This is a genomic window from Streptomyces sp. NPDC048600 (genome assembly GCF_055587025.1).
In genome coordinates this window covers 20,345-37,789 of sequence record NZ_JBVJGZ010000049.1, presented here as the reverse complement: position 1 = coordinate 37,789, position 17,445 = coordinate 20,345, and the positions used below count along the sequence as shown (strand labels likewise).

13 protein-coding genes and 3 pseudogenes are annotated in these 17,445 nt (G+C 73.7%); 9 read left to right on the top strand and 7 right to left on the bottom strand.

Features of this window, described 5'->3' with window-relative positions:
• Positions 1-137: pseudogene (locus ACZ6SQ_RS36885) on the bottom strand (sugar ABC transporter substrate-binding protein); the annotation flags it as partial.
• Between the two features lie 169 nt (positions 138-306).
• On the opposite strand from ACZ6SQ_RS36885, the gene ACZ6SQ_RS36880 reads away from it, so the two are divergent.
• Positions 307-1,620: an ROK family transcriptional regulator gene (locus ACZ6SQ_RS36880; protein WP_469570149.1), complete on the top strand. Its 1,314-nt coding sequence runs from the start codon at positions 307-309 to the stop codon at positions 1,618-1,620.
• 254 nt (positions 1,621-1,874) lie between these two features.
• Here the strand turns inward: ACZ6SQ_RS36880 and ACZ6SQ_RS36875 are convergent, their stop codons facing one another.
• Positions 1,875-2,456, bottom strand: a complete 582-nt coding sequence (locus tag ACZ6SQ_RS36875; protein WP_469570145.1) for a rhodanese-like domain-containing protein — start codon at positions 2,454-2,456, stop codon at positions 1,875-1,877.
• Between the two features lie 81 nt (positions 2,457-2,537).
• Between ACZ6SQ_RS36875 and ACZ6SQ_RS36870 the strand changes: the two genes are divergently transcribed.
• Entirely contained in the window at positions 2,538-2,825 is a 288-nt protein-coding gene (locus ACZ6SQ_RS36870) for a metal-sensitive transcriptional regulator (protein ID WP_469570143.1), read from the top strand.
• A 66-nt stretch (positions 2,826-2,891) separates the two neighbouring features.
• On the opposite strand, the gene ACZ6SQ_RS36865 is transcribed toward ACZ6SQ_RS36870, so the two are convergent.
• The 4 genes and pseudogenes from ACZ6SQ_RS36865 to ACZ6SQ_RS36850 all read right to left on the bottom strand — a co-directional run bounded on the left by ACZ6SQ_RS36865 (position 2,892) and on the right by ACZ6SQ_RS36850 (position 6,258).
• Positions 2,892-3,638 carry a sulfite exporter TauE/SafE family protein gene (locus ACZ6SQ_RS36865; RefSeq protein ID WP_469570140.1) on the bottom strand — a complete coding sequence of 249 codons (747 nt, stop codon included), beginning with the start codon at positions 3,636-3,638 and terminating at the stop codon, positions 2,892-2,894.
• Positions 3,635-3,868, bottom strand: a pseudogene (locus ACZ6SQ_RS36860) (rhodanese-like domain-containing protein); the annotation flags it as partial. The pseudogene ACZ6SQ_RS36860 and the gene ACZ6SQ_RS36865, both read right to left, overlap by 4 nt.
• A 159-nt stretch (positions 3,869-4,027) precedes the next feature.
• Positions 4,028-5,383 (bottom strand): annotated as a pseudogene (locus tag ACZ6SQ_RS36855) (MBL fold metallo-hydrolase); the annotation flags it as partial.
• 338 nt (positions 5,384-5,721) lie between these two features.
• A complete protein-coding gene (locus ACZ6SQ_RS36850; RefSeq protein WP_469570138.1) occupies positions 5,722-6,258 on the bottom strand; it encodes an SMI1/KNR4 family protein in 537 nt (178 codons plus the stop codon).
• 339 nt (positions 6,259-6,597) lie between these two features.
• Here ACZ6SQ_RS36850 and ACZ6SQ_RS36845 point away from each other — a divergent pair, with 339 nt between their 5' ends.
• On the top strand, positions 6,598-7,248 hold the full coding sequence (locus ACZ6SQ_RS36845; RefSeq protein WP_469570136.1) for a DUF4232 domain-containing protein: 651 nt from the start codon (positions 6,598-6,600) through the stop codon (positions 7,246-7,248).
• Between the two features lie 78 nt (positions 7,249-7,326).
• On the opposite strand, the gene sigJ is transcribed toward ACZ6SQ_RS36845, so the two are convergent.
• Positions 7,327-8,283 carry an RNA polymerase sigma factor SigJ gene (gene sigJ / locus ACZ6SQ_RS36840; protein ID WP_469570134.1) on the bottom strand — a complete coding sequence of 319 codons (957 nt, stop codon included), beginning with the start codon at positions 8,281-8,283 and terminating at the stop codon, positions 7,327-7,329.
• A gap of 143 nt (positions 8,284-8,426) precedes the next feature.
• On the opposite strand from sigJ, the gene wrbA reads away from it, so the two are divergent.
• From wrbA to ACZ6SQ_RS36810, 6 genes are all read left to right on the top strand, one after another.
• Positions 8,427-9,035 (top strand): NAD(P)H:quinone oxidoreductase, encoded by a 609-nt coding sequence (gene wrbA, locus ACZ6SQ_RS36835; RefSeq protein WP_469570130.1) that lies wholly within the window; start codon positions 8,427-8,429, stop codon positions 9,033-9,035.
• Positions 9,036-9,679: 644 nt separating this feature from the next.
• Complete coding sequence (dhbC, locus tag ACZ6SQ_RS36830; RefSeq protein WP_469570128.1) at positions 9,680-10,888, top strand: isochorismate synthase DhbC; 1,209 nt, start codon at positions 9,680-9,682, stop codon at positions 10,886-10,888.
• A complete protein-coding gene (locus tag ACZ6SQ_RS36825; protein WP_469570127.1) occupies positions 10,885-12,564 on the top strand; it encodes a (2,3-dihydroxybenzoyl)adenylate synthase in 1,680 nt (559 codons plus the stop codon). Before dhbC ends, ACZ6SQ_RS36825 begins: the two co-directional genes overlap by 4 nt.
• Before the next feature lie 4 nt (positions 12,565-12,568).
• Positions 12,569-13,207, top strand: coding sequence for an isochorismatase family protein (locus ACZ6SQ_RS36820; protein WP_469570125.1), 639 nt, complete (start codon positions 12,569-12,571; stop codon positions 13,205-13,207).
• Positions 13,204-13,434 carry a phosphopantetheine-binding protein gene (locus ACZ6SQ_RS36815; RefSeq protein WP_469570123.1) on the top strand — a complete coding sequence of 77 codons (231 nt, stop codon included), beginning with the start codon at positions 13,204-13,206 and terminating at the stop codon, positions 13,432-13,434. Before ACZ6SQ_RS36820 ends, ACZ6SQ_RS36815 begins: the two co-directional genes overlap by 4 nt.
• Before the next feature lie 95 nt (positions 13,435-13,529).
• Complete coding sequence (locus ACZ6SQ_RS36810; protein ID WP_469570154.1) at positions 13,530-17,444, top strand: amino acid adenylation domain-containing protein; 3,915 nt, start codon at positions 13,530-13,532, stop codon at positions 17,442-17,444.
• The last annotated feature ends 1 nt before the right edge of the window (position 17,445 follow it).

Sequence of the window (17,445 nt, the reverse complement as noted above, 5' to 3'; positions counted from 1 at the left end):
TGGTTGGACGCCCAGTAGGTCAGGGTCTTGGGATCGTCCGACCCGCCGCCCGAGGACGAACCGCCCCCACAGGCCGCGGTGACGAGAGCGAGAGACATCGTGACGGCACCTGCGGCCGCGGCTCTGATTCTGCGCATGGCTCCTCGAAGACCCTTTCGGGAAGACGTGGCTGACCGGAACGGCGAGGCCCCGCTCGGCTCTCCGTAACGGCTTAATTTACGCCGTGAGTTAATATCCACGAGAAGTGTGCGTCAAGGCCTCCGCCACGGGGAGCTTGCGCACGGCCACTGCGGAGACAGGAGCAAAGTGTCTGCGAGAAGTGGTCGCACGGTCCGTGACCTGCGACGCGAGAACCGTACCGCCGTTCTGCAACGGTTGTATTTCGACGGCCCCCTCAGCCGGCTCGCCCTCGGTCCCGCCATCGGACTCAGCTCCGGCTCGGTGAGCAACGTGGTCGCGGAGCTCGTCGCCGAGGGGCTCGTCGAGGAGGCCGGGAGCGTCGACTCCGTCGGAGGACGGCCGCGCACCCTGCTGCGGGTCAGCCCGGCCAGCGGCAGCATGATCGGCGTGGACGTCGGCGAGACCCGGATCCGGATCGAGCTGTTCGACCTGGCCTTCAACGAGCTCGCCCGCGCCGAGCGCCCGCTGTCCACCAGCGAGACCGACCGGCACGCCCGCTACGAGGTCGCCCTCGTCGTCCGGCACATCCAGGACGGCATCGCCGAGGTCCTCGACCGGGCCGGGGTGTCCGCCGAGCGGCTGCTGGGCGTCGGGATCGGGGTGCCCGGCATCGTCGCCCGCGGCGGCCGGGACGGCGCCGTGGTGCACGGCCAGACCATCGGCTGGGACGCGGTCCCGCTGGAGCGTCTGCTGCGCGAGAGCGACAGCCTGCCGCCGAGCGTGCCGTACTGCATCGACAACGGTGCCAAGACGCTCGGCCAGGCCGAGATGTGGTTCGGCGCCGGGCGCGGGGCCGACAACGCCGTCTTCGTCCTGTTCGGGTCCGGCGTCGGCGCCAGCGTGATCTCCGAGCACATGGGGTCCGGGCAGTCCGTCGAGTGGGGCCATCTCACCGTCCGGGTCCGCGGGCGGCGCTGCCGCTGCGGCACCCATGGCTGCCTGGAGGCGTACGCGGGCGCCGAGGCGCTCCTCGACCGCTGGCGGGAGGCCGGGGGCACCCCGCCCGAGGGCGCCGACGAGGAGACCGCGCTGACCGCGATGCTCGCGGCCGCCTACCCGCCGCCCGGTGCCGGGGAAGCCCACGACGAGGTCGCCCGGGCCGTGCTGGCGGAGACCGCCGAGTACCTCGGCGCGGGGTTCGCCGACCTGATCAACCTCTTCCAGCCCGAGCGCATCCTCGTCGGCGGCTGGGCGGGCCTCCAGCTCGGCAGCCGCTTCCTGGAGGAGGTCAAGGCCCACGCCACGGCGTACGCGCTGCGGCATCCCGCCGCCCGTACGGTCGTAGGTCTCGGCACGTTGGGGCCGGAGGCCGTGACCGTGGGCGCGGCGATCCTGCCGTTGGCCGGGTTCTTCGCGCGGGGTGGGCGGCGGGCCGAGGTGGTGCGTGATGCGCCTGTGCCGGCGTGGCGGGCGGCTTTGCGGGGGCGGGTGGCGCGGTAGGGCTGCCGGGCGGGGTGGTGTGTGACGGGTTCGCCGTCCGGGTGGTGCGTGACGGGTTCGCCGTCGGGGTGCGGGCTTCTTTCGGGGCTTGCGTCCGATGTGGCTGGTCGCGCTGTTCCCCGCGCCCCTTCTGGGCGGTGCGGTGGGGCGGCGTCGGGGGCGTTCTGGGGGTGCTGTGCTGGGTTGCGCAGTTCCCCGCGCCCCTTTTCGTTGCGCAGTTCCCCGCGCCCCCTTTTGGGGCGCGGGTTGTGAGGTCAGCGGGTTCGTAGGGTGGTGAGGGTTGCTGCCAGGTCGGCTGCTCGGGGGCGGTTGTGGGGGAGTTTGCCGAGCAGGGCGGCCATGCCGCAGGTGTCGGTGAGAGCCGAGAAGACCAGGCCGCCCGCGATGCCGGCCGACAGCAGCTGGAAGGCCGGGTGCACCAGCAGCCCGAGCAGCAGGCCCAGCAGCACCAGGGAGCCCGCGGTGAGACGGACCTGGCGCTCCATGCTCCAGCCGGAGCGGGTGTCGCAGGCCACAGGCCGGTCCAGGTCGTGGCCGTCGGCGGCCCAGGCGCTGGTGCCGCCGGTGAGGGTGGCCGTCGCGATGCCCTGCTCGGCGAGCAGCCGGCAGGCGCTCTCGGACCGGGCCCCGGACGCGCACACCACGAGGATGTCGCCCCGGCCGGCCGCGTGCCGCAGCTCGGGCAGCGCCCGCCGGACCCGGTCCAGCGGGATGTTCAGGGCGCCGGGCAGATGGCCGGAGGCGTACTCGCCGGGCGTACGGACGTCGATCACGGTCAGGGCGCTGAGCCGGGAGCGGGCCTCGTCGGTGCCGAGGGTGGTGAAGGGGGTCGTCATGGCAGATGTGATCCTTACTGTTCGCCGCAGTCCCGAACCGGGACGTACAGTACCCCTAGGGGTATTCGCGGAGGAGTGATCGTGGAACTGGAGCTTGAGGGCGACGCCCTGCGGGCCGTGCTGAACCGGCTGCGGCGGGCGCAGGGTCAGATCTCCGGAGTGATCCGGATGATCGAGGAGGGGCGCGACTGCGAGGACGTGGTCACGCAGCTGGCCGCCGCGTCCAGGGCGCTGGACCGGGCCGGGTTCGCCATCATCGCCACCGGCCTTCAGCAGTGCGTGGCCGACATCGAGTCCGGCCGGAAGAGCGGCGACGACAGCGAGGCGATGCGCGCCCGGCTGGAGAAGCTCTTCCTGTCGCTGGCCTGAGCGGTCGTCCGCCGTCGGCCCGCCGGCGGGGCCGGGTGGCCGCCCTCGCCGTGGTGCGGGCGGCCCTCACACCACCGTGTCCAGCAGCATGAGGCAGGCCACCGCCAGCAGGGCGAAGGCGAAGATGCGCTGAAGCGCCGGCCCGGACAGTTTCGCCGACAGACGGCGGCCGTCCCAGGCGCCCAGCACGGCCGCTCCGGCGAATGGAGCTATCACGGCCCAGTTCAGGCCGTCGGCCGTGCCCGCGCGCATACTCAGGGCGGCCAGCGCGTTGACGGTGATCACGACCAGGCTGGTGCCCACGGCCGCCCGCATCCGCAGCCCGAGCACCCCGACCAGCGCCGGGACGGCGAGGAAACCGCCGCCCACGCCGAGCACACCCGTCACCGCGCCCAGCCCCGCCCCGGCCGCCGCCGCCCGCCCCGGCCGGGGCTCGACGGGCTCGCGCGCGGCGGACCCGGACCTCAGCATCCGTATCGCGGCCGCGGCCGCGACCACGGCGAAGCCCACGGTCAGCACGGCGTCCGGCAGACGCGCGGCGAGCGCGCCCCCCAGCACGGCCGGGCCGATCCCGGCCGCCGCGAACAGCAGCCCCGTACGCCAGCGCACCTGGCCGTCACGCGCGTGCGCGGTCAGGGCGACGGCCGAGGTGACGGCGACGATGACCAGGCTGGCCGTGGTGGCCGCGACCGGTGTGAAGCCGAGCAGATAGATCAGGGCGGGCACGGCGAGCACACTGCCGCCGCCCCCGAGTGCCCCGAGCGCCAGACCGATGACGGCCCCGGCGCCCAGGGCGAGTATCGCCAGGCTCACGCGACGGACCCGTTCCCGCCCCGCGCGTCGACGACGGGGAGCCCGGCCTCGGCCCAGTCGCGCATGCCGCCGACGACGTCGACGGCCTCGACCCCGTGGGCGCGCAGATGCTCGGCGGCCTGTCGTGAGCGGTTGCCGGAGCGGCAGATCACGACGACGGGCCGGGACCGGACCTCGGCCGGCGGCGCGGTCGTGCCGACGAGCTCGGCGAGGGGCAGGTGGACGGCTCCCGGGGCGTGCCCGGCGGCCCATTCGTCGGCCTCGCGCACGTCCAGCAGCACGGAACGCGCGGTGCGGGTCGCGGCCTCCCGCGCGGAGACCCTGGTGGGGACCTCGGCGAAGGCCGGGGCGGAGACCTGAGGGGAGGCCGGGGCGGACACCTGGGCGGGGCGCACCGTCAGCCCGGCCTCCTCCGCCGAGGCGAAGGAGTCGTCGACGGCGACCACGTCACGGCCGGCCGCGTCCAGCAGGGAGGCGGCCACGGCGGCCCGCATACCGCCCGCGCAGTGCACCCAGACCTGTCCGTCGGGGACCTCGTGCAGGCGCCTGGGCAGTGTGTGGACGGGGATGTGGACCGAGCCCCGCACATGGCCCGAGGCCCGCTCCGAGTCGCGGCGGACGTCCAGAACCACCACGCCCTGCCCGGCCCGCGCCGCGAGGTCGGCGAAGGTGCCCCGGGGGAACGAGGTCAGGGCCTCGCCCTCCCGCACCCACTCCTCGGGCTCCCCGGTCGCGGCCGCGGCGGGGCGGTCGATGCCGACCCGGACGAGCTCGCGCTGCGCGGCGGCGAGCTGCTCGGCGGACTCGGCGAGCAGGGTCACCGGCTTGCCCCACGGGACGAGCCAGGCCAGATACGTGGCGAGCTGCCCCTCGGCCTCGAAGTTGAACGAGCCCGCCACATGTCCCTCGGCGAAGGCGACCCGGTTGCGCAGGTCGACCACCCACTCGCCGGCGGCGAGCCGGGCGGCGATCTCGTCCGCGTCCGCCAGGGCGGGCGGCGTCAGGTCGACGGGCGCGGGCCCCTCGGCATTGGCCGGGCCCATGTGCGTGTAGTACGCGGGTACGTCGTCCAGCCCGGCGAGCAGCCCGGCGACGAAGGTGTCCACGTCACGGGTGAGCGCCTCGTTGGCGGCCTTCTCGGCGCCGATCGTGCTGGCCGAGCCCGTCGCCTGGGCGGAGGAGCAGAAGCTGCCGAAGCCGTGCGTGGGCAGCACCGCCGTGTCGTCCGGCAGCTCGGCGGCCAGCCGGTGCGCGGAGGCGTGCTGGGCGCGCGCGAGCTGCTCGGTCAGCCGTGGTTCGACCAGGTCGGGCCGCCCCACGGTGCCGATCAGCAGCGAGCCGCCGGTGAACACGGCCACCGCCGTGCCGTTCTCCTCCAGGGCGTAGGAGGTGTGGTGCGGAGTGTGACCGGGCGTGGCGAGTGCGCGCAGGGTCAGGGCGGCCGGGGCGTCGATGCCGAAGCGGTCGCCGTCGTGCACGGGCACGCGGTCGTAGGCGACCCGGGCTCCCGCCGGGACCAGATAGGCGGCGCCGGTCAGCCGGGCCAGTTCGAGCCCGCCGGTGACGTAGTCGTTGTGGACGTGCGTCTCGACGACGTGCGAGATCCGCACGCCGCGCCGGGCCGCCGCCGCGATCACCTGGTCGATGTCACGAGGCGGGTCGACGGCCACGGCCGTCCGCTCGCCGCCCGCCAGGTAGCTGCGGTTGCCGAGCCCGGCCAGGTCGATCGTGTCGACGAAGAACACGTGGTACTCCCTTCCAGCGAAATGTACCCCCGGGGGTATCTCGACCGTAGCACGAGTACCCCCGGGGGTATTTTTCGGCGTGAGGAAGCTCCCGGGGGGTGGGGGTCTCACGGGGAGGCTTTCGGGGTGGGGAGTGCGCGGGGGATTCGGGGCGTGATGTGGCTGGCCGTACGCATGACAGCGGGCCGGACGCGTGACAGCAGGCCGTACGCGTGACAGCGGCCCGGTCGTGGGTCCGGGCCGCTGTCGGAAGTGCTTGTGCTTGTGTGTGTCGCCCTGCGCGCGCTGCGCGTGGGCGCGCGCCCGGGGGTGCGGCCCGGGCGGGGGCCGCTCGGTGCCTACTCGGCCAGGCGGAAGGAGTCGTACTCGCAGTTCATGAGATCCCAGAAGGACCGGTAGCGGATCACCACGTCGATCCAGTGGGCGACGTACCACGCCTCCCACTCGCCCTCGGCGGTGACCACCTCGGGGTTGAGCAGATAGGTCGCCGTCGCGTCCGGCGTGTGACTGATCTTGAGGGTGGTGTCCGTGGTCCAGGTTGCCATGCCGGGTGCGAGATCCCTGGTCCAGCCGACCTCGCCGGCCGGCAGCAGCCGGTCGATCTCGGTGGTCGTGTTGAGCCACCCGTCCGTCGTCTGGAGGAACTCCCGGTAGCTCGGCGGCAGTCTGCGGCCGAGCCGTCCCTCCAGCCGCGTGATCTTCCCGTCGTCGGCGCCGGCGCGGCCCAGCCATCGCGCGGCCCGGACCTCGGCCGGGAAGGGCTCCACCCGCTCGTCCTCGTGCAGGACCGGGTCGAGCCAGTCGTCGCTCCATCGCTGGAGCAGCTCACGCCATGCGTACGTAGGCTCTGAAATCGGTTCAGATGAATACCCCACACTGCGAGACTACGCGACTTGAGCCATGGTGGAGCCGACCTGGCGCGGAACTCACCCTCCACGCTCCGCTCTTGGCCGAAGTCGCATGGCGCGCGGCCGTGCCGAGACGTTCCGCTTGACCGCGCCGCCCCCACCGGGGCGGCGCGGAAACTCCTGCACCATGACTCGCTTTACGGGCCCGCCCTGTGGACCCGCCCTGAGGACCTGCCCTGAGGACCTGCCCTGAGGACCCGCCCTGTAGGCCCGTCCTGTGGTGTCCCTCACTCGGACGTGCCGAACCGGCGGCCGGTGAACTGCGTGATAAGCCCTGTCATCGCACGCCAGTCATCGGGGGAGATCATGCGAGTCCGTCACACCGTCATCGCGGCCGCGTCCGCCACACTCGTCGCCACACTTGCCTTGACGGGCTGTCAGGACGGCAAGGGCAAGAGCCACGGCAGCAGTTCGGGCAAGAAGCGCTCGCACGGCGGAGCGCACTCGGGCTCGGACGACGACTCCGCTCAGGGCAGCGGCTCGAGCAGCGGCGCCGGCGGGGTGTCCGGCACTCCGGTGTCCGCGTGCACCACCGCCACCACCACACTCACCTTCGTCGTGGCGGCCGCCCACGCCACCGCCTCCGAGCCCACGACCGCCACGGTGAAGCTCACCAACACCTCGACCCAGCCCTGTGCCGTCGTCGGTGCCGTGACCCTCACCGCCCGCGACGACCAGGACAAGAGCGCGCCGGTGGAGACCGACAGCTCCGCCGCGGGCACCGAATCGGTCACCGTCGCCCCCGGAGCCACCGCGACGGCCGAAGTCCGTTACACCGACCTGAACTTCGAGGGCAGCGCCTCGGCCCGCGAGGTGTGCGCGGTCCAGGCGTCGAAGGTGGAGATCGCGCTGCCCGACGACGTCGGCCGTGAGGTGAAGGCCGTCGACGGCGCGGGCTCCGCGGCGGTCTTCTCCGTCTGCGACCCCGAGGTGACGCTGGGGGCGTTCCGGGTCTGAGCCGGGTTGAGCCCGAGCGGCCTCTGCCCCGGCCCGGGGCGGAGGCCGCTCGGGCGTGTCAGCCTCTGACTGCCGCCGTCAACTTGCCGTCCAGGGGCGGAGTTTGTCCGGGTTGAGAACCGCCCAGATGTGGTGGATCCGTCCGTCCATGACGTCGAAGGCCATCACAGAGACGGTGACGCCGTCCACCAGGGCCACCAGCCCCGGCTGACCGTTCACCGAGCGTTCCACCAGCCGCATGCCGGGAGCCGAGGCGGTCCGTTCGGCGAAGAAGCGCGCGACCCGCTCGGCGCCCGCGACGGGTTCCGGCGCGGCGGCGGTGACTCCGCCTCCGTCACCGGTCGCCGTGACATCGGGTGCCAGCAGGCCGATGAGGGCGCCGATGTCCTTGGCCTGCCAGGCGACCTTGAACGCCCGGACGACATCGGCGCGCCGGGCCGCCGAGGCCGCCTCGGGCTCCGGGGCCGGAACGCGGCGGCGTGCCGACGAGGCCAGCTGGCGGCAGGCCGCCGGGGTGCGGCCGACGATCTCGGCCACCTCGGCGAAGGGGTAGCGGAACACGTCGTGCAGGATGAAGGCGACCCGCTCGGCCGGTGTCATCGCCTCCAGGACGACGAGGAAGGCCATGCTGACCGACTCGTCGAGCGTGATGCGGTCGGCAGGGTCGACACTGGCGGGCCCACGTCGGCCGCCGACCCATTCCGTGGGGTCGGGCAGCGGCTCCGGAATCCACTGGCCCACATAGCGCTCGCGCCGGGCCCTCGCCGACCCGAGCACGTCCAGACAGATCCGGCCCGCGACCGTCCGCAGCCAGGCGCCGGGGGATTCGACGGCCGCGCGCCGCTCCGGTGACAGGGCGTACCAGCGGGCGTACGTCTCCTGTACCGCGTCCTCGGCGTCGGCCAGTGAGCCCAGCAGCCGGTACGCGAGATTGGTGAGGGCGCGCCGCTCGCCCATGCCGGCGTCCGAGCCCGGCTCGGCCGAGGCCTGTTCCTGCCCGGGTCCCGTCCGCTCCGGCTCCGCGGGGTTCGTCATGGTGTCACCGGCTTCCTCGGGTGTTGCTGGTCCACTCCTTCGACGAAGCGCACGGCCGGAATGTGAGGCCGAGGGCCCGTCCTCACATCCGGCCGGGCCGGTTCGTCGTAGGGGGCGAACCCGTACAGGAAGGGAACGCGATCATGAGCGTGAACCTCGCGATCATCTACTACAGTTCCACCGGCACCGTACACAGCCTCGCGGAGGCCGCCGCGGAGGGCGCCGAGAAGGCCGGGGCCGAGGTGCGGCTGCGCAAGGTCGCCGAGACCGCGCCCGCCGAGGCGATCGGCGCACGGCCCGAGTGGGCCCGGCATGTGGAGGAGACGGCCCTGGTCGCCGAGGCCGGCCACGACGACCTGACCTGGGCCGACGCCGTACTGTTCGGCACGCCCACCCGTTTCGGCAACCCGGCCGGCCAGTTGAGGGCGTTCATCGACAGCACCGGCCCGCTGTGGTTCCGGGGCGGGCTCGCGGACAAGGTGTACTCGGCCTTCACCGCCTCCAACACCGCGCATGGCGGCCAGGAGTCGACCCTGCTGGCGCTGGCCAACACCTTCTACCACTGGGGAGGCATCATCGTGCCGCCCGGCTACACCGATCCCGTGCAGTTCCGGACGGGCAACCCCTACGGCACCTCGCACGTGACCGCCGACGGGCCGCCCGGCGAGGACGTGCTCCAGACGGCCCGTCACCAGGCCCGGCGGGTCGTCGAGACGGCGGCCCGGCTCAAGGCTGGACGCGCCGCCGTCTGATCCGTCGGCACAGGACCCAGCCGGGGCCGCCCCGGTACGACCGCGACGCTGCCCGGGGCCGCCCCGACGTGACTGTGACCGAGCCCGGGGCCGCCCCGCGTCACCACGGTGATGCCGGGGCGGCCCCGTTCCTGTGAGAAGTGCTCGCGGCGCTCCCCGCGACGACGTGTTCTGGGTAAGGTAGACCTAACTCGGGTGGCGGGCGTTGATCGCCCCGCCCGACGCGCTGCCGACCCCTGGGGTTGAGCGCTTTGCCATTCCTTGGCCCGCGGTCCCGGTGTCGTCCCGTCCCACGTCAGACCGTGTCAGACGGTGAGCCCCCGCGCTTCGGCCGCGACTACCGTTCCCGGCGGACGAGCACACGGAATGCGCGCCACCGGCGGCCGCACACCCGGTGCTCGTGTCACGTGCGCCGTATCGACAAGTCGATGTCCGGCCGCACCGGTTCGACCCTGTCGCCGCACGGCCGCACGGCCGCACACAGCCCGCATCCGCCCGACGCCTCAACTTGCCCGATCCGCCCGACCCCGCACGCACGCCGCATCGCCCCACCCTGCCCGCTTCCGCCCGACGCGCTCGGCCACCCGCACTGCCCGACCATCGGCCCGGTACCCGCAGTACCGGAGAAAACCGGAGAACCCAAGGTGACCACGGTCCCCGAAACGCTCGCCGCAGGCGAGTCCCCAGTCGGCGCCGTCGGCGCCGTCGGTGCGGCGACAGCCCTCCTCGACGACTACCGGCCGGGCTCGGACCGGCTTCTCGCGTCGCCGACCCGCACCCTGCTCGCCCGTGGAGTCCGCGCCCATGTCCCGCACGACACACGGCCGTTGAAAGAGCGAGTGCGGGTCGCCCTGAGCACCGCGCGGGCCGCCGGCCGGCCGGACCCCGTGGTGATCGGCGCCATCCCCTTCGACCCCACGGCCCGCGCCGAACTCGTCGTGCCCACCGTGGTACGCCGGGCCCCCGCCCTCGCCTCGGACCCGCTGATCACCCTCCCGGCACCCGAACCCGATCCGGTCGCCTGGACCGTCCGCCCGGTGCCCGCGCCCGAGCGGTACGCTGCCGCCGTCGCGGCCGCCGTGGAGCGGATGGAGGCGGGCGAGTTCACCAAGGTCGTCCTCGCCCGCGCCCTCGACCTCACCGGGGACCGTGACCCCGGCACGGCGTCGATGCTGCAACGCCTGGCCCGCCGCGACCCGCACGGCTACACCTTCGCGATGCCCACCGCCACCGGCGCCACCCTGCTCGGCGCCAGCCCCGAACTCCTGGTCTCCCGGCGCGGCGCCACCCTCGTGGCCAACCCGCTGGCCGGTTCCGCACCGCGCAGCGAAGACCTCGCCGAGGACGTGCGGCGCGCGGCCTCGCTGCTGGAGTCACCGAAGGACCTGCACGAACACTCCGTCGTGGTCGACGCCATGCGCGCCGCCCTGGCGCCCTTCTGCGCCGAACTCCATGTGCCCGCACGGCCCACCCTGGTGCGGACCGCCGCCATGTGGCATCTGTCCACCACCCTGCACGGCACCCTCGCCACCCCCGGGACCACCTCGCTCGAACTCGCCTCCGCCCTGCACCCCACCCCCGCCGTGTGCGGCGCCCCGACCGCCCCCGCCCGCCGGGCCATCGGCCAACTGGAGCCCTTCGAGCGGGGGTTGTACACCGGCATCGTCGGCTGGGAGGACGCCGAGGGCGACGGCGAATGGGTCGTCACCATCCGCTGCGCCGAGGTCTCCGGGCGCACCCTGCGCCTGTTCGCCGGCGCGGGCGTTGTCGCCGCCTCGGACCCGGCCGCCGAGACCGCCGAGACCGGGGCCAAGTTCCGTACGTTCCTGGACGCGGTGGGAGCAGAGCTGTGACCCCCGAAGCCCTCGACGCCCCCCGGACCTCCGGGACAGCCCAGGACGCCCCGACCTGGCCGGTCCCGTTCGCCGAGCGCTACCGGGCCAGCGGGTACTGGCGGGGCGAGACCTTCGGCGAGATGCTGCGCACCCGGGCGGCCCTGCACCCCGACCGCATCGCCGTCGTCGACCCCGCGGGCACCGGACGCCGCTGGACCTACGCCGAACTCGACGCCCGCGCCGACCGGTTGGCTGCGGGCCTGCGCGCGGACGGAGTACGCCGGGGCGATCGCGTGGTCGTCCAGCTCCCCAACGTCGCCGAGTTCTTCGAGACCGTCTTCGCCCTCTTCCGCATCGGCGCCCTCCCGGTCTTCGCCCTCCCCGCCCACCGGGACACGGAGATCAGCTACTTCTGCACCTTCACCGAGGCCGTCGCCTACATCGTCGCCGATGTGCACGAGGGCTACGACCACCGCGAACTGGCCACCCGTGTGCGGGCCCAGGCCCCCGCCCTGCGACACGTCTACGTCGTCGGCGACCCGGGGGAGCACACCGCCCTGGCGGACGTGCCGGTCCCGGTGGACACCGCGCTGCCCCTGGAGGAGGACGGCCCCGCCCCGCACGACCTCGCCTTCCTCCAGCTCTCCGGAGGCAGCACGGGCGTACCGAAACTGATCCCGCGCACCCACGACGACTACCTCTACTCGGTCCGCGCCTCCGCCGAGATCTGCGCGGTGGACGAGAACGGCGTGTACCTCGTCGTCCTGCCCGCCGCGCACAACTTCCCGCTCAGCTCGCCCGGTTCACTCGGCACCCTGGCGGTCGGCGGCCGGGTCGTCCTGTGCCCGAGTCCCGACCCCGACACCGCCTTCCCCCTCATCGAGCGCGAGGGCGTCACCCTCACCGGCGTCGTTCCGCCGCTCGCCCTGGTGTGGACGGAGGCCGCGAGGACCACGACGTACGACCTCGGGAGCCTGAAGTCGCTGCTCGTCGGCGGTGCCAAGCTCAGCGAGACCGCGGCCCGCCGGGTCCGGCCCGCGCTGGGCTGTACGCTCCAGCAGGTCTTCGGCATGGCCGAGGGCCTGGTCAACTACACCCGGCTGGACGACGACGAGGAGACCGTCGTCACCACCCAGGGCCGGCCCATCTCACCGGACGACGAGATCAGGATCGTCGACGACGAGGACCGGGACGTCGAACCCGGCGAGACCGGGCATCTGCTCACCCGCGGTCCGTACACCATCCGCGGCTACTGGCGCGCCCCCGAGCACAACCGGCGCGCCTTCACCGAGGACGGCTTCTACCGCACCGGCGACCTCGTCCGCGTGACCGGCACCGGCCACCTCGTCGTGGAGGGCCGCGCCAAGGACCAGATCAACCGGGGCGGCGAGAAGATCGCCGCCGAGGAGGTCGAGAACGTCATCCTCGGCCACCCCGCCGTGCACGACGTGTCCGTCGTCCCGGTACCCGACGACTTCCTCGGCGAACGCACCTGCGCGTACGTGATCCTGCGCGAGGGCGCCGGGCTGCGCGCCCCGGCCCTGCGCAGGTTCGTCCGGGAGCGGGGACTCGCCGCGTTCAAGGTGCCCGACCTGGTCGAGTTCGTCGACGCCTTCCCGCACACCGGGGTCGGCAAGGTCAGCAAGAAGGACCTCCGTGTCACCGCCGCCACCTCCCACCACGAGACGACCTGAGACGATGGCCCTTCCCTCCATCCCCGCGTACGCCATGCCGGCCGGTGCCGAGCTCCCCGACAACCGTGTCGACTGGAAGGTCGACCCGGCACGGGCCGTCCTGCTGGTCCACGACCTCCAGAACCACTTCCTGTCCGCGTTCACCCCGGACGCCCTGCCCGTCACCGAACTCCTGTCCGGCGTCGCCCGGTTGACCGGCGAGGCCCGCAGGCTCGGCGTGCCCGTCGTGTACTCGGCGCAGCCCGGCGGGCAGAGCCCCGAGGAACGCGGACTGCAACGGGACTTCTGGGGACCGGGGTTGCCCGCCGACGCGCACGCCGTCGCCATCGCCCCCGCCGTCGCCCCGCTCCACGGCGACCGGCTGCTGACCAAGTGGAAGTACAGCGCGTTCGTCCGCACCGACCTGGCCCGGCTGATGGCGGACGAGGAGCGCGACCAGCTGATCATCACCGGGGTCTACGCGCACCTCGGGGTGAACATGACGGCCTGCGACGCCTGGATGCGGGACATCCAGCCGTTCGTCGTCGCCGACGCGACCGCCGACTTCGGCCCGCGCGAACACCTCCAGGCGCTGCACTGGGCCGCCCGCTCCTGCGCCCGCGTCGTCACCGCCGACTCCGTCTTCCAGGGAGACCGATCATGACGCTGACCGTGCGGCGCATCCGCGAGGACGTCGCCGACGTCCTCGGTGAGGACCCCGCCGACATCCCCGACGACGAGAACCTCGCCGACTACGGCCTGGACTCGGTCCGCCTGATGAGCCTCGTCGAGCGGTGGCGCCGCGACCACGGCGCCGAGATCACCTTCGTCGCCCTCGCCGAACGCCCGGCCATCGAGGCCTGGGCCCCGCTGCTGGGAGTACGGCCGTGACCTCGTCCCCCGAAGGCGGCGTCGTGCCGTCCCCCACTTCCGGTGCCGGGCCGGCCACCTCGGCCGGGCCCGGCACCGAGCCCACCCCGGGCGGGCTGCCCGACGCCGGGCTGCCGCTGACCGCGGCCCAGACCGGCATGTGGTTCGCGCAGGCACTCGACCCGCAGAGCCCCGCGCTCAACACGGCCGAGTGCCTGGAGATCCACGGCACCGTGGATCCCGGCCTGTTCGCCCAGGCCCTCGCCCGGACCGCGGACGAGGCCGAGTCGCTGTGCACTCGGATCGCGGAAACACCGCACGGGCCCCGGCAGTTCACCGTCCGCCTCGACGAATTCCCGCTGCACACAGCCGATCTGCGCGAGGCCGCCGACCCGGACGCGGACGCCCGCGCCTGGATGGACGCCGACCTCGCCCGGCCCTGCGACCTCGCCACCGGCCCCCTCTTCCGGCACGCCCTGCTGCGTGTGGGCGACGACCGCTGGCTGTGGTACCAGCGCGTCCACCACCTGGTCATGGACGGCTTCGGCTACTCGCTCCTGGTCCGCCGCACCGCCGAGATCTACTCGGCGCTGGTCACGGGCGAGCGGCCCGGCGAGTCTCCTTTCGGCTCCGTGACCGACCTGGTGGCCGACGACCTCGCCTACCGCGCCTCCGAGCAGTACGCCACCGACCGCGCGTACTGGGGCGAGGCCTTCGCCGACCGTCCCGAGGCACCGGCCCTGGCCGGACGCGCCGCGCTGCCTTCCCGTACCTTCCTGCGGTCGAGCGCCCACATCGCCGAGGACGTCACCACCCGGCTGCGCACCCTCGCCAGTGAACTGCGCGCCACCTGGGCCGAGTTGATCCTCGCCGCCCAGGCCTTGTACGTCTCCCGCGTCACCGCACGCTCCGACGTCGTTCTCGGTCTGCCGCTGATGGGCCGCATGGGCTCGGTGGCCCTGCGTGTGCCCGGCATGGTGATGAACGTCCTGCCGCTGCGCCTGGAGGTCCGGCCCGCCATCACCCTCGCCGAGCTGACCCGGCAGGTCGTGCTCGCGGTGCGGGCCGCGCGCCGCCACCAGCGCTACCGCTACGAGGACATCCGGCGCGACCTCGGCCTGCTGGGGGAGGGACGCCCGCTGGTCGGGCCGCTCGTCAACATCATGCCGTTCGACTACGAACTGACCTTCGCGGGCGCCCGCGCGGTGGCGCACAACCTCTCCGCGGGCCCGGTCGACGACCTGACGGTCAACGTCTACGACCGTGCCGACGGCCGGGGCCTGCGCGTCGACCACGACGCCAACCCCGCCCTCTACACCCGCGAGGAGGTCGCCGCCCACCAGGAGCGCTTCCTCGCCCTGCTGGCCCGCGTCGCCGACTGCGACCCCGCCGCGCCCCTGGCGCGCCTGGGCGTCGCCACCGACAGCGAACGCCACCTGGTGCTGGAGGAGTTCAACGCCACCACCCGCAGCGTCCCGCCCACCACCCTCATCGGTCCCGTCGAGGCCCAGGCCCGCCGCACCCCCGACGCCCCCGCCCTGGTGCACGGGGACCTGACCCTCACCTACGCCGAACTCAACCAGCGGGCCAACCGGTTGGCCCACGACCTGCTCGACCGCGGAGTCGGCCCCGGCGGACTGGTCGCCGTCGCGCTGCCCCGCTCGGTGCCGCTGATCGTGGCCCTGCTCGCCGTCCTGAAGACGGGCGGCGCCTACCTGCCGCTGGACCCCGGCTACCCCGCCGAGCGGCTCCGTCACATGGTCGACGACGCCGGCCCGGTCTGCGTCCTCACCGACACGGACACCGCCGTTCGACTGCCCCCCACGACGACGCCGTACGTCCTGCTCGACGATCTCGACCTCACCGGCCGGCTCCGCGTGGACCCGCCCCGCGCCCTCACCCCGGGCCATCCCGCCTATGTCATCTACACCTCCGGCTCGACGGGCCGGCCCAAGGGCGTCGTCGTACCGCACTCGGCGATCGACAACCGGCTGCGCTGGATGCAGCACACCTATCCGCTGTCGGCCGGCGACCGGGTGCTTCAGAAGACACCGTCCGGGTTCGACGTCTCGGTCTGGGAGTTCTTCTGGGCCCTGCGGGAGGGTGCCACCCTCGTCCTCGCCGACCCGGAAGGACACAGGGACCCCGCCCATCTGGCCCGCGTCATCCGCGAACAGGGCGTCACCGTCTGCCACTTCGTGCCGTCCATGCTCCAGTTGTTCCTGGCGGAGCCGGAGGCGGCCGGATGCACGGGCCTACGCCATGTCTTCGCCAGCGGCGAGGCACTGCCCCGCGAGACCGCGCGGCAGTTCCACCGCACACTGCCCGCGGTCCCGCTGCACAACCTGTACGGGCCGACCGAGGCCGCCGTCGACGTCAGCCACCACACCTGCGTGCCCGGCGCCAGCGGCACCGTCCCGATCGGCCGGCCGGTCTGGAACACCCGCCTGTACGTCCTCGACCCGGCCCTCCAGCCCTGCCCGCCCGGCGTGACCGGCGAGCTGTACCTCGCGGGCGCCCAGCTCGCCGACGGCTATCTGCACCGGCCCGGCCTCACCGCCGAACGGTTCGTCGACGACCCCTTCGGCCCGCCCGGCGCGCGCATGTACCGCACCGGCGACCTGGCCCGCTGGACCGCCGACGGTGAGACCGTCTACCTGGGCCGCTCCGACCACCAGGTCAAACTCCGCGGCCAGCGCCTCGAACTCGGCGAGATCGAGGCCCGGCTGACGGCGGTGGACGGCATCGGCGCGGCCGTGGTCCTGCTGCGCGAGGACCGCCCCGGCGACCAGCGCCTCGTCGCCTACGTCACCGGCACGGGCGCCGCGGAGCAGCCCACCGGGACCGTTCCCGGCGCCGACGTGCTGCGTGCCCGTCTCGCCGCGGCGCTGCCCGACTACATGGTGCCGTCGGCGTTCGTCACCCTCGACGACCTGCCGCTCAGCGCCAACGGCAAGCTGGACCGCGCCGCACTCCCCGCCCCCGCCGCCGTGACCACCACCGAGGGACGCGCACCGCGCACCCCCACCGAGGAGACCCTCACCCGGCTGTTCGCCGAGGTGCTCGGCGTCGAACGGGCCGGTGTGGACGACGGGTTCTTCGACCTCGGCGGCACCTCGCTGCTCGCCGCCCGGCTGATGTCCCGCATCCGCGACACCCTCGGCACCACCACCCCGCTCGGCACCCTCTTCCGCGCACCCACCCCGGCCGCGCTCGCCGACCGCCTCACCGACGGCGACGCGGGGGACAGCGCCCTGGACGTGCTGCTGCCCCTGCGCGCCACGGGCACCCGCACCCCGCTGTTCGTCCTGCACCCGGCCGGCGGCATCAGCTGGTGCTACTCGGGGCTGCTCGCCCCGCTCGGCCCGGACCAGCCGGTGCACGGACTCCAGGCCCGCGGCCTGCACGCCGACGAACCGCTGCCCGCGACCATGGACGAGATGGCCGCCGACTACGTCACCCGGCTGCGCGAGGTGCAGCCCGAAGGCCCCTACCGGCTCCTGGGCTGGTCGGTCGGCGGGGTCGTCGCGCACACCGTCGCCGTGCACCTCCAGCAGGCGGGCCAGGCGGTCGAGCTGCTCGCCCTGATGGACGCCTACCCGTCCGACCAGTGGCGCGACCTCGCCGGTCCCACCGAGGCCGACGCGCTGGGCGCCCTGCTGCGCATGGCCGGCTATGAGGGCGGCACGGACCTGACCCGCGAGGGCGTCCACGCCGTGCTGCGCCGCGAGGGCAGCGCCCTCGCCGCACTGCCCGAGCACGTCGTGGACGCCGTGGTCGGGATCGTCACCAACAACGCCCGCCTGATGCGCGCCCAGCGGCACCATGTCTTCGACGGCGACGTGCTGTTCTTCACCGCCGCGGCGCCGCGCGCCGAGCACTGGCTGACGCCGAGCGCCTGGAAGCCGTACATCGGCGGGGCGGTCGACGAACACCAACTGGACTGCACGCACCCGGAGATGACCCGGCCAGGCCCGATCGACGAGATCGCGGCCGTGCTCGCCACCCGGCTCAAGGACCTGGACGCATGAC